Below are 11,939 nucleotides of genomic sequence, written 5' to 3'. Positions count from 1 at the left end.
TAAACCTTGTAATTAAATAATGAAAAGATCTGATTTTTTGAGAAATTCTGGATTGATAGCTGGCAGTAGCCTGTTTGCTCCTTTTGTTTCGAATGCTTCGACAGAGGATGTGAAAAATGGCGTGATAACCACTTTCAAACTTGACTATGCGCCACATCAGGGGATGTTTACTTCAAGCGTAGGAAAGAACTTTCTTGATGAAATAAAGTATATGCATGATCTTGGATTCCGTAGTATTGAGGATAACGGGATGGTCGGAAGGACTCCTGATGAACAGGTGAAAATTGGAACGCTTCTAGCGAAGCTGGGTATGCGTATGGGCGTTTTTGTTGTGCCTAAAGGTGGTAATGGGGCGAATACTCTTGCAGCAGGTAAGCAAGAACATGTAGATATCTTTTTAAAAGGTTGCCGCGAGTCTATTGAAGTCGCCAAGCGGGTTAATGCAAAATGGATTACTGTAGTGCCGGGTGATTATGAACGTCGTCTTCCTCTCGGCGTGCAGACTGCGAATGTAATAGAGGGACTGAAACGAGGAGCTGAACTATTGGAACCACACGGTATCACCATGGTTTTGGAGCCCCTAAGTGATACTCCTGATTTATTTTTACGCTTTACAGATCAGGCCTATGAAATATGTAAAGCTGTTAATAGCCCATCCTGTAAGATTTTGTATGATGCTTATCACCAGCAAAAAAATGAAGGTAATTTGATTAACCTGATGGATCAATGTTGGCGTGAGATTGCTTATATACAGGTAGGCGATAATCCTGGTCGTAGGGAACCAACGACGGGAGAAATCAATTATAAAAATGTGTTTAAATGGCTCTATAATAAGGGGTACAAAGGCATCGTGGGAATGGAGCATGGTATGTCCAAAGGAGGGAAAGAAGGTGAGGATGCTTTAGTTAAGGCTTATAGGGAGGTCGATAATTTCTAATTACTTAAATCTATGAAATATCCGTACAGTACAGGCTACACAAACAGCGATGAGTTTAGTTTGGATATTCCATATGACAGCTAAAAATCAAACCGAGCTTGCGAGCTCATGAAATAATTATAAACTTATGAATTCAACTACGAAAGTTAAACTATCGTTTATGATGTTTCTCGAATTTTTTATTTGGGGAGCATGGTTTGTTACATTAGGGACATTTCTAATCAAAAACTTGAACGCAAGCCAATTTGAGATAGCGAATGTCTTTTCTACACAATCGCTCGGAGCTATTATTGCTCCCTTTATTATTGGGATGATTGCGGATAGATACTTCAATGCGGAGAGAATACTGGGGATATTACATGTAATAGGTGCAGTCTTGATGTATCAGATGTATCAATCTTCCGATGTGACTGTTTTTTATCCTTACGTATTGTCGTATATGATTTTGTATATGCCGACACTATCTTTGGTTAATTCGGTTTCGTTTAGACAGTTGTCTAATCCTGAGAAAGAGTTTTCAGCTATTCGTATCTGGGGTACTATAGGTTGGATCGTTGCTGGGTTGTCTATCAGCTATTTGTTTAAATGGGATAGTGCTGATGCTTCAGGCCAAGGGGCGTTGAAAAACACATTTCTAATGGCGGGAGTTGCTTCTCTTGTACTTGGGCTGTTTTCGTTTTTTTTACCCAAAACACCTCCGGTTAAAGTGTCGGCTGGTGAAAAGCCTTCTTTTGCCTCAATCATTGGATTGGATGCAATCAAATTATTAAAAGATAAGAATTTTTTGATTTTCTTTATTGCTTCTATATTGATATGCATTCCTTTAGCTTTCTATTATCAAAATGCTAATCCGTTTTTAGATCAAATCGGATTAGAGAATCCTACAGGAAAGATGACCATTGGCCAAATTTCGGAAGTAGGCTTTTTGTTGCTTTTGCCTTTATTCTTTACAAGGTTTGGATTTAAGAAGACAATTCTTGTGGGGATGTTGGCTTGGGCATTGCGTTATCTGTTATTTGCTTACGGAAATGCAGATGAGCTGTCCTACATGTTAATTTTAGGAATTGCTTTGCATGGTATCTGTTATGATTTCTTTTTTGTGTCTGGACAGATTTATACGGATAGTAAGGCAGGAGCGAAGTATAAAAGTGCTGCACAAGGCCTGATAACGTTGGCTACTTATGGTATAGGGCAGCTTATTGGATTTTGGGTGGCTGGTTATGTCGGGGAGATGTACAAAGGATTACAAAATACTGATGTTATGGCTTTTTGGCAGCAGACCTGGATTATTCCTGCAGGTATTGCTTTTGTTGTAATGATCATTTTTATGTTGTTCTTTAAAGACGAGAAAGTAGGGACAACGCGTGAAGTTTAGTTAGTAAAAGAGAGCGAATTTGTTAATAAAATATTGAAATGTCATGGTAGAAAATAATACATATGATGCGATAGTAATAGGTTCAGGTATAAGTGGTGGATGGGCAGCGAAGGAGTTGACTGAAAAAGGGCTTAAAACTATTATGTTGGAGCGTGGACGCAATATCGAACACGTTAAAGATTATGTGGCTGCAAACAAACACCCATGGGAGTTTGCTCATGCTGGTGGAAGAACCCAAGAGATGATTGCAGATCATCCGGTGTTAAAGCGTGACTATCCATTAAACGAAAAAAATCTCGATTATTGGGTAAACGAAAAAGAGAGCCCTTATACGGAGATTAAGCGATTTGACTGGTATAGAGGTTATCATGTCGGAGGTCGTTCATTGATGTGGGGAAGACAATCTTATCGTTTGGGAGATCTGGATTTCGAAGCAAACTTAAAAGATGGACATGGTGTAGATTGGCCCATCCGTTATAAAGATATTGCGCCTTGGTATAGCTATGCGGAAAAATTTGCGGGTATTTCAGGTAGTCGGGATGGTGTTCCTTCATTGCCAGATGGAGATTATATGCCGGCTATGCCGATGAACATTGTTGAGAAAGATCTAGCGGCTCGCTTAAAGCAGCAATATGGTGGCAAGCGTCATTTCATCATGGGACGTACCGCTAATATTACAGTTCCTCATGAGGGGCGTGTCAATTGTCAGTTTCAAAATCAATGTTGGTTAGGATGTAACTTTGGGGCTTATTTTAGTACGCAATCGGCTACGCTTCCTGCGGCTGTGAAGACTGGAAACCTTACATTAAGACCTTTTTCTATTGTTACTAAAATCATTTACGATAAAGATACGAAGAAAGCGAAAGGGGTTGAAATCTTAGATGCGGAGACAAATCAAACGTATGAATACTATGCGAAAATTGTTTTTGTATGTGCTTCCGCAATGAATTCTACCTGGGTGTTGATGAATTCGGCTACAGATGTTTGGGAAGGTGGATTAGGTAGCAGTAGTGGCGAGTTGGGACACAACTTGATGGATCATCATTTCCGTTGTGGTGCAGGAGGTACTGTGGAAGGTTATGAAGACAAATATATTTTTGGACGACGTCCTACAGGCTTATATGTGCCTCGTTTCGTGAATGTGGAAGGCGACACAAAACAGCGTGAATACGTGCGCGGTTTTGGTTATCAAGGTGCTGCCGGAAGAGGTCGTTTCTCTGGTTCTGTAGAAGAAGAGGCTGTAGGCGGAACATGGAAGGATGCTATATGTGAACCTGGTTCTTGGAGTGTAGGTTTTGGTGCTTTTGGTGAGATGCTTCCTTACCACGAAAATCATATTAAACTAGATAAGGATAATAAGGATAAGTGGGGATTACCTACATTAGCTATCGATGCGGAAATCAAAGATAATGAGATCAAGATGCGTGGAGATATGCAGAATGAGATGAAAGAGATGCTGGAAAGTATCGGAGTGAAGGATGTGAATACGTATGATAATGTGTATGGATTAGGTCAGGGGATCCATGAGATGGGAACTGCCCGTATGGGTAGAGATCCGAAAACATCGGTATTAAACGGCAACAACCAAGTGTGGGATGCATTAAACGTGTTCGTTACTGACGGGGCGGCTATGACGTCTGCAGGCTGTGTCAATCCATCATTGACCTATATGGCATTGACAGCTCGTGCGGTGGATTTTGCTGTTGCTGAGCTTAAGAAAGGAAACTTATAGTATACTGATAAAAAATATATTATGAACAACGAGAGTAGAAGAGATTTTATAAAAAAGGCAGCTGTTGCTGCTGCCGGAATCACTATAGTTCCACGACATGTGCTAGGTGGTAGCGGATTTCGCGCGCCTAGCGATATGTTGCAGGTTGCATCAATTGGTGTTGGTGGTATGGGGGGAGCTGATGTAAATAATATCTTTAAAAGTAATAAAGCTAATATTGCCTACTTATGTGACGTAGACAAAGCGCGCGCTAAAGGTTCTGTTGAGAAGTTTCCTAAGGCTAAGTTTTATACGGATTTTAGAGAGATGTTAGATAAAGAGCAACAACATATCGATGCTGTTTCGGTGTCTACACCCGATCACAACCATGCTATCCAAGCTTTGTCAGCGATGCAACTGGGCAAGCATGTTTATGTTCAGAAACCATTGGCCCATGACGTGTGGGAAGCAAGGGCTTTGACTCATGCGGCGAAGAAATATAAGGTCGTTACACAGATGGGCAACCAAGGAGCGTCAGGAGACGGAGTCCGTCAGATGCGGGAATGGATCGACGCGGGACTTATTGGTGACTTGGTTGAAATTTATGCTTGGACAGACAGACCTGTATGGCCCCAAGGTATAGCATGGCCCACTCAGAAGGCTTCTGTGCCTTCCACTTTAGACTGGGAGAAATGGCTGGGAACTGCTCCATATACCGACTATTTCGATAAATTGGTGCCTTTCAATTGGAGAGGTTGGTGGCCCTATGGTACGGGAGCATTGGGAGATATGGGATGTCATAACCTAGAGGCCCCATTCAGCATTTATGGTCTTCAGTACGTTAAAGATGTTCAGGCCAGTGTAGGCTCTGTATATGTAGATGAGTTCAAACGGGGCTATTTTCCTGAGTCTTGTCCTCCATCGAGTGCAGTGACGATGACTTTTCCGAAGACCGCTAAAACCAAGGGAGATGTGAAAGTACATTGGATGGATGGTGGGATACAACCTCCTCGTCCAGATGAATTAGGTGCAAATGAGAAGTTTGGCGATGGTGGTAATGGTATCCTGATCATTGGTAAAAAAGGAAAAGTATTGGCAGATACGTATGCTGCTAATCCTCGCTTATTACCGACAACGAAACAACATAAAAAAGTTACTGAGAAATATCAACGGGTACCTAATGGTGCTAATGGGCATTGGGCGCAATGGGTAGAAGGCTGTATTGCAGGTTATGGTAATATGGAGATGTCGTCACCTTTTGAGATTGCGGGACCTTTAACGGAAGCATTATTGATGGCGAACCTTGCTATTCGCGGTGCTGATTTAAAAATAGATAATAAATATCCTGGTCGAAGTTTGAAATTGCTTTGGGACAATGACAATATGCGCGTAACAAACTTTGATGAAGCGAATCAGTTTGTAAAACGTACATATAGATCAGGTTGGGAAGTAAATTACACCTTTTAAATACAAAGAGATGAATAGAAGAGAAGCATTACAGCGTGTAGCCATGATTTTAGGAGGCTCAGTAATTGGAGCTAATCTGTTTTTAGAGGGCTGTACACGGCCTGCGTCAAAAGATGTAGCAGGTCTTTTTGAAAAAGATATTATTGAACGACTTGGTGATTTGGCTGATGCTATTTTACCGCCAACGTCTACTCCAGGGGCAAAAGAAGCCGGAGTAGGTAGTTTTATTCCAGTTATGGTAAGAGACTGCTATACGGAGAAGCAACAAAAGGCATTTATGGAAGGATTTACTTCGTTGGATAGTAAAGCTAAAGAAGTTAAAGGGAAACCTTTTGCAGAGTTATCTATTGGAGATCGTACAGCATTAGCCGCCGTACTTGATAAAGAGGCTGGTGAGTTTAATAAAAAGCAGTCGGAAGATCAAAAGGCGATCCGTGAGAAAAACAAGGTCAAACAAAATGAGCTTTATCACTCGGAAGAGAATGATCCACCACATTGGTTTACTATGTTCAAACAATTAACACTTACAGGTTTTTTTAATTCGGAAATTGGATGTACAAAGGCCCTGCGTTACGTTAAGATACCTGGTAAATACGACGGCGAATTTCCGTACAAAAAAGGAGATAAAGCCTTCGCTTAATGTTAAGCGAGTTGCTAAAAATAGGGTGCAGTTTAATAGACTGCGCCCTATTTTTTTGTGTTAAATTATTATCTTTAGCTAGTGAAATCGAAAGTATTCATCAATTTTATATTTAATAGGGGATCGGGAATGAACAGTCGTAAAGAACTTGATGCTATTATTGAGAGAAATAATGATAATGTGCGTAGACTCCATGAGATAGTCAAAGAGACTATGATGGAGGAGGCTTTGATTGTGGATCGATTGGTCCATCCTCCGAAAGAGGTTCTAAGCCGTGGGCAACGTATATCAGATAAAGTCGCACAATTTGGTGGAAGTTGGCGCTTTATTATCCTTTTTGTCTTTATTCTCGTGGTTTGGATTGCTTACAATACATTAGCGCTGAAAGACGATCAATTTGATCCTTACCCTTATATTTTGATGAACCTTGTTCTTTCTTGTATTGCAGCGTTACAAGCTCCGATTATTATGATGAGCCAGAATAGGCAAGAGGAGAAAGATCGAATGCGGGGGGAAAACGACTACTTGGTAAATCTAAAAGCAGAATTAGAAATACGAAGTCTTCACCAAAAAATAGATGTTCTGCTTGAGGAACAGATTAAAGGATTATATGAGTCTCAGAAAGAGCAATATAAGCTTATAAAGGAGTTGTGTAATAAAGTAGAGAAGTTAGAACGTAAGTTGCGTAGTTAACATCTATGATGAACAATAGATTCAAGGATTTTAATACGCTGTTTTCTTTGCTATGGTTGGTTATTGCTACAGTAATCTGGGCGGTAAGTGATTATCGTCAACATGATCTATTTTCGAAAGCTATTTCTGTGATGGTTCCTCTTGGCGCTTTTATCTTATCCACGTATCTTCTTTGTAATCTGTTATTACCTCAAACCCTTTATAAAAACAGGGGATACAGGACTGTCTTTGTTTTTGTGGAGTTGAGTACATTCGACTATACTGTGTTTTGTTTGCAATCCAGTGATATCTAAAGCATATAGTGCTAGCATTGGTATATTCGATGAAATCGTCAATGTGTATGTCGAGGAAATTTTCTGTCGGCATATTTCTTGATTTTTATCCAATTGATGCAGCGCTGGAATAGCCTGTCGGGCTACACCATAACCAATCAATCCTCCAGCTATTAAAAAAGGTTTATAGCGAGTTGGAGATACTACTTTTAGTTGAATAGGATTTACAGAATTTGTGGTGCTATCGGCTTTTAATTGAAATGTAAATAGGCAAAATAGTAGAATATAGGATAGGATAAGTTGAATGAGTTTGTACAGTATCTTTACATTTTTCGTAAAGATGTTTGTTAAGGGAAGAGAGATTAAAAAAAGTTTGACCACTGTATCAAATGTGTTGATAAGTGGTCAAATATATGGGATAAGTGGAAATAGGGTTAGCGCTCTATGTCCTTTAGGCTATTCATTTTTTTGTATTCCAAGAAACCTTTGATGTCTTCGAAATGTTCTCTGACGCGTTTATTCCCAAATTCAAAAACTTTAGTTGCCAGTCCATCCAAAAAATCTCTGTCGTGAGATACTAAGATAAGCGTTCCATCAAAATCTTGAAGCGCATCTTTTATTATATCTTTGGTTTTCATGTCCAAATGGTTGGTTGGCTCATCGAGAATTAAGACATTGACAGGCTCCAACAAGAGCTTGATCATCGCAAGTCTGGTTTTTTCGCCTCCAGAAAGCACCTTAACTTTTTTTGTTGTGTCGTCACCGCTGAACATAAATGCACCGAGCATGTCTTTTATTTTGACGCGAACATCGCCTATTGCAATCTGGTCTATGGTTTCAAATACCGTTAATTCTTCGTCGAGTAAAGCTGCTTGATTTTGGGCGAAGTAGCCTATTTTAGCATTATGTCCTACCTTCAAGGATCCTTCAAAATCAATCTCACCCATGATAGCTTTGATCATAGTTGATTTTCCTTCTCCATTTTTACCCACAAAGGCGACCTTTTCACCACGTTCGATAACCATCGCTGCCTTTTCAAATACGACATGGTCACCGTATTTTTTAGTTAGGTCTTCAACCATCACAGGGTATTGTCCCGAACGGGGCGAGGGAGGAAATTTTAAACGTAGAGCCGAGGTGTCTAACTCGTCTATCTCGATTATTTCCAGTTTTTCCAACATTTTAACACGGGACTGTACCTGGAGCGTTTTGGAATAGGTTCCTCTAAAGCGGTCAATAAACTCTTGGTTGTCCGCTATAAAGCGTTGCTGCTCTTCGTATGCTTTTAGCTGATGTAAGCGTCTGTCTTTACGGAGTTCGAGATAATGGCTATATTTAGCTTTGTAGTCGTAGATACGTCCCATCGTAACTTCAATGGTACGGTTGGTAATATTGTCTACAAATGCTCTATCGTGGGAGATGACAATAACTGCTTTGGCTGAATTGATCAAGAATTCCTCCAACCATTGAATACTCTCGATATCCATATGGTTGGTCGGCTCATCGAGAAGGATTAAGTCTGGTTTTTTTAACAAAATTTTAGCTAACTCGATGCGCATGCGCCATCCTCCAGAGAATTCGGAGGTCTGACGCGTAAAATCTGTACGTTCGAAACCTAATCCTTTGAGAACTTTTTCAACTTCGGCATCGTAGTTTGTCTCTTCTATAGAGTAGAATTTTTCACTTAGTTCGGACACCCGTTCGATTAGCTTCATGTAATCGTCAGTTTCATAATCGGTGCGTACGTTCAGCTGTTCATTGAGCATTTCTAATTCGTCACGCATCTGGTATACTTCTTCGAAGGCTTTTGAGGTCTCTTCGAAGACAGTCATATTATCTTGGGTGAGTAGGTGTTGCGGTAAGTACGCGATAACGGCATCCTTAGGTCCTGATATATTACCAGACGTAGGTTTACCAGCCCCGGCAATAATTTTTAAAAGGGTGGATTTACCTGCACCATTTTTGCCCATGAGTGCGATTTTATCATTTTCATTGATTGAAAATGATACGTCACTAAAAAGAGTTGTGCCTCCAAATGATACAGAGACATTATTTACATTGATCACTATAAACCGATATTAAAATAAGTTGCAAAGATAGCATTTAGATGTTAGATGTAAATCATCAGATTGGAGATAGTTGATAGAGATTCATACATGTTTTCGAAGCTGTATTTTAAGAGTTGGTTTTATCGTCAATAGGTTGTAAGTACAACCCGATGGTTTGTGATAAAGACAAGGATCTTGATTGATATTGTTACGATATTTTCTCTTATATATTACTCCTGCGGTAGATAGTGTCATTTTTGGGAGGTTTTATAACTTGGTTATTTTTGGTGTATTTAATATGTTTGAGTGTCAATTTTTGTTATGCGTGATTCTTTAAATTCTTTAAGGACTGTTTTTACAGCTTAGCTTTTAATGTTTGTTTGCTCTTCTAAAGCACAGACGAAAATTCCTTATTTGATGATATCAGCTATGCAAGTTGATGAGGCTTTTGAGCATCTCCAGTCGTTTTTATTGGAACAGGATTACTTTATAAAGACAATGGACAGTAGACAGAGATTTCTCCAATTTAACATAGTCGCTAAAGAAAAGGGATCATTTAAAGCGGATAGAAGATATATTTTAGACCTTTTTGTGGTGGAAAATGGAGATTCTGAAAGTAAAATACGTTTAGAGATTAATTCTGAGAAACTCGAGTGGAATGGTGAGGTGGGTAATGCTGTATACTATTATAAGGACGCAGGTATACTTAAGAATCACGATCTCTTTATGATGAAGTAATAGCCACATTAAGCAATTTTACGAAGCTATCTAATACATAATTTTACTGGAGTGGCATTTCGACCTTTTTTGTCAGCGTATTCCCTTTTTCCAATCTTGAAAAGTACTACTGGACCTTTCTCATCTAGAACTTTGACAACTTGTATAGATCATCTAGATAAAAATACAAATGTATGTAAAAGACCTAGTAATTTAAATATTGTTTCTGTTGTAATTTGGATAGCTGGTGACTTAGTTTTTAAAGGAGAGTCGATTATAGGTACCCGGGGAGGCATGATCCCCTTCCTGGAAATCAAAAGTCACATATTTTATTCCCGTTTGTTCTGTCAAAGTGAAAGTGGCTAATGCCAAATATGCACGGGCACCGGCGGATCCCATCTGTTCTGTTAAAAACTGTGATTGTTCTATTTTAACGATTAGGGTATCTGTATTTTGTCCAACAAACTTTAAATTGACTTTACCTTCATAGCTTTTATTAATTATGCTTATTGCTTTGTCAATAGAATGAAGAATATTTTGATTAGAATCGATACGGATAAGTGTATCTGCTTGATAATCATACTCCCATAAGGGGGCATCTGTATTGCTACTATCGCTGTAAGGAGATTGTTGTGTAGGAACTGTACGTGATTTAGTGTCGGTTTGATTATTACAGGACGCTAATAATAGGTATAGCAAAACAGAAGCCGTTTTAAAGAATATATTCTGAGGTGTTTTCATGCTCTATTCATTGATTATTAATAGATTAATATTTTTTAAATATAAGCGAAAAAGATATTTAAATATTATTATAAATTAAATAAAAAAAGGCGGTTGTTACAAAATGAACAAGTAAAGCTGTATTTTGTTTTTCTAAGTCTTTGGAGATGCAGCTTTATAGCAGGGAAATTTCTTGCGTAGCCTTTGACTATGGCCTGATAGAGATATTTTAGTATTCTTAGCACGACTTAACTTAATTTTTATTTATACTATTGGAGATGATATCCCATAAAAAGTCAATGAGATAAGACTGTCTTTTATTCTATGATTACAGTATCGAGATTGTGTAGTGTGACCCAATGAAATCGTGATATTAAATTTAATTCATTTAATGTTTTTTTTACATTTTTTTAACACAAAGTAAGCTGCTTAACACTGACTTAACATGTTATTAAAATTTTCTTTATATTAAAGTGTCACTTTTGTGATGATGAAAAGAATCAGACATACCATTTTTGGCGCTTGGGGAATTCTGGTATTGACTATCGTTAATAGTTGTTCTCCTAAAGACCATTCGATAAAAATGAAAGGGTCGGACACAGAGGTGAATTTAGCGGTTAATCTCGCTGAGAAATTTACGGAAATTGACCCTAGTTTTAGTATTGCTATATCGGGAGGGGGATCTGGATTGGGTATTACCTCATTGTTAAATGGGCAGGCAGATATAGCGAACTCTTCGCGTCCATTATCTGAAGAAGAAATCCAACAGTTCAAGGATAAGAATATACCGATTAAGACAGTGGTCTTTGCGGAAGATGCTACGGCTTTTATTGTTCATAAAGACCTGCCGTTGGAAGAGTTGGATCTAGAAACTTTAGGAAAGATTCTGGATGGGACAATTAAAAACTGGAAAGAATTGACGCCTCTAGATTTGCCGATTAATATCTATGGAAGGCAAAGTAGTTCGGGCACCTATTCTTTTGTGAAGAAGAAGCTCAAAATTGAATTTTCACCTGCTGCTAAGGAAATGACAGGCAATGCCCAGATTATCGAAGGTGTTAAGGTGGATAAGTCAGGAGTGGGGTATATTGGTGCAGGTTACTTGTCTGAGGATCCAGCGGGTAAGCAAGGGATACGACTTGTCAAGATAAAAGAGAGTCCGACAGCTATTGCCTATTCGCCGAATGACCTTGAGGCCATTAATAATAATAAGTATTTTTTTCAACGTCCTTTATATCAGTTTGTAATAGAGCGTTCTTGGGATAAGGTGCGGCCTTTCATTGAATTTGAACAAAGTGATAAAGGCAAGAAAATGATTAAGGAACATGGTTATTATATTAAAGACAAGTAGTCTTTGTA

11 protein-coding genes are annotated in these 11,939 nt (G+C 38.9%); 9 read left to right on the top strand and 2 right to left on the bottom strand.

The features are described 5' to 3' along the window. Nucleotides 1–19: 19 nt before the first annotated feature. The 7 genes from G7B20_RS08655 to G7B20_RS08625 all read left to right on the top strand — a co-directional run bounded on the left by G7B20_RS08655 (nucleotide 20) and on the right by G7B20_RS08625 (nucleotide 7,116). Nucleotides 20–937, top strand: a complete 918-nt coding sequence (locus tag G7B20_RS08655; RefSeq protein WP_164110302.1) for a hydroxypyruvate isomerase family protein — start codon at nucleotides 20–22, stop codon at nucleotides 935–937. A 127-nt stretch (nucleotides 938–1,064) separates the two neighbouring features. Continuing rightward, on the top strand, nucleotides 1,065–2,312 hold the full coding sequence (locus G7B20_RS08650) for a nucleoside permease (protein ID WP_164110300.1): 1,248 nt from the start codon (nucleotides 1,065–1,067) through the stop codon (nucleotides 2,310–2,312). 43 nt (nucleotides 2,313–2,355) lie between these two features. Further along, on the top strand, nucleotides 2,356–4,044 hold the full coding sequence (locus tag G7B20_RS08645) for a GMC oxidoreductase (protein WP_164110298.1): 1,689 nt from the start codon (nucleotides 2,356–2,358) through the stop codon (nucleotides 4,042–4,044). Between the two features lie 21 nt (nucleotides 4,045–4,065). Next, entirely contained in the window at nucleotides 4,066–5,490 is a 1,425-nt protein-coding gene (locus G7B20_RS08640) for a Gfo/Idh/MocA family protein (protein WP_164110296.1), read from the top strand. Between the two features lie 10 nt (nucleotides 5,491–5,500). Next, nucleotides 5,501–6,130 carry a gluconate 2-dehydrogenase subunit 3 family protein gene (locus G7B20_RS08635; RefSeq protein WP_164110294.1) on the top strand — a complete coding sequence of 210 codons (630 nt, stop codon included), beginning with the start codon at nucleotides 5,501–5,503 and terminating at the stop codon, nucleotides 6,128–6,130. A 129-nt stretch (nucleotides 6,131–6,259) separates the two neighbouring features. Beyond that, the gene (locus tag G7B20_RS08630; protein WP_164110292.1) at nucleotides 6,260–6,823 is read left to right on the top strand and encodes a DUF1003 domain-containing protein; all 564 of its coding nucleotides are present in this window, start codon (nucleotides 6,260–6,262) and stop codon (nucleotides 6,821–6,823) included. Nucleotides 6,824–6,828: 5 nt separating this feature from the next. After that, on the top strand, nucleotides 6,829–7,116 hold the full coding sequence (locus G7B20_RS08625) for a hypothetical protein (protein ID WP_164110290.1): 288 nt from the start codon (nucleotides 6,829–6,831) through the stop codon (nucleotides 7,114–7,116). Nucleotides 7,117–7,529: 413 nt separating this feature from the next. On the opposite strand, the gene G7B20_RS08620 is transcribed toward G7B20_RS08625, so the two are convergent. Continuing rightward, on the bottom strand, nucleotides 7,530–9,161 hold the full coding sequence (locus G7B20_RS08620; protein ID WP_164110288.1) for an ABC-F family ATP-binding cassette domain-containing protein: 1,632 nt from the start codon (nucleotides 9,159–9,161) through the stop codon (nucleotides 7,530–7,532). Nucleotides 9,162–9,560: 399 nt separating this feature from the next. Between G7B20_RS08620 and G7B20_RS08615 the strand changes: the two genes are divergently transcribed. Next, nucleotides 9,561–9,881: a hypothetical protein gene (locus G7B20_RS08615; protein ID WP_164110286.1), complete on the top strand. Its 321-nt coding sequence runs from the start codon at nucleotides 9,561–9,563 to the stop codon at nucleotides 9,879–9,881. 231 nt (nucleotides 9,882–10,112) lie between these two features. On the opposite strand, the gene G7B20_RS08610 is transcribed toward G7B20_RS08615, so the two are convergent. After that, nucleotides 10,113–10,601 (bottom strand): hypothetical protein, encoded by a 489-nt coding sequence (locus tag G7B20_RS08610; protein ID WP_164110283.1) that lies wholly within the window; start codon nucleotides 10,599–10,601, stop codon nucleotides 10,113–10,115. Nucleotides 10,602–11,067: 466 nt separating this feature from the next. Between G7B20_RS08610 and G7B20_RS08605 the strand changes: the two genes are divergently transcribed. After that, nucleotides 11,068–11,931 carry a substrate-binding domain-containing protein gene (locus G7B20_RS08605; protein ID WP_240452737.1) on the top strand — a complete coding sequence of 288 codons (864 nt, stop codon included), beginning with the start codon at nucleotides 11,068–11,070 and terminating at the stop codon, nucleotides 11,929–11,931. Nucleotides 11,932–11,939: the final 8 nt, after the last annotated feature.

The organism is Sphingobacterium sp. xlx-96 (genome assembly GCF_011007365.1).
Taxonomy (GTDB): domain Bacteria; phylum Bacteroidota; class Bacteroidia; order Sphingobacteriales; family Sphingobacteriaceae; genus Sphingobacterium; species Sphingobacterium luzhongxinii.
The sequence above is the reverse complement of the archived record's forward strand: the minus strand, read 5'-3'. Positions and strand labels throughout refer to the sequence as shown.

Coding starts and splice junctions, on each gene's coding strand:
- G7B20_RS08655 (WP_164110302.1), top strand. CDS start 20: ATGAAAAGATCTGATTTTTTGAGAAATTCTGGATTGATAGCTGGCAGT.
- G7B20_RS08650 (WP_164110300.1), top strand. CDS start 1,065: ATGAATTCAACTACGAAAGTTAAACTATCGTTTATGATGTTTCTCGAA.
- G7B20_RS08645 (WP_164110298.1), top strand. CDS start 2,356: ATGGTAGAAAATAATACATATGATGCGATAGTAATAGGTTCAGGTATA.
- G7B20_RS08640 (WP_164110296.1), top strand. CDS start 4,066: ATGAACAACGAGAGTAGAAGAGATTTTATAAAAAAGGCAGCTGTTGCT.
- G7B20_RS08635 (WP_164110294.1), top strand. CDS start 5,501: ATGAATAGAAGAGAAGCATTACAGCGTGTAGCCATGATTTTAGGAGGC.
- G7B20_RS08630 (WP_164110292.1), top strand. CDS start 6,260: ATGAACAGTCGTAAAGAACTTGATGCTATTATTGAGAGAAATAATGAT.
- G7B20_RS08625 (WP_164110290.1), top strand. CDS start 6,829: ATGATGAACAATAGATTCAAGGATTTTAATACGCTGTTTTCTTTGCTA.
- G7B20_RS08615 (WP_164110286.1), top strand. CDS start 9,561: ATGATATCAGCTATGCAAGTTGATGAGGCTTTTGAGCATCTCCAGTCG.
- G7B20_RS08610 (WP_164110283.1), bottom strand. CDS start 10,601: ATGAAAACACCTCAGAATATATTCTTTAAAACGGCTTCTGTTTTGCTA.
- G7B20_RS08605 (WP_240452737.1), top strand. CDS start 11,068: ATGATGAAAAGAATCAGACATACCATTTTTGGCGCTTGGGGAATTCTG.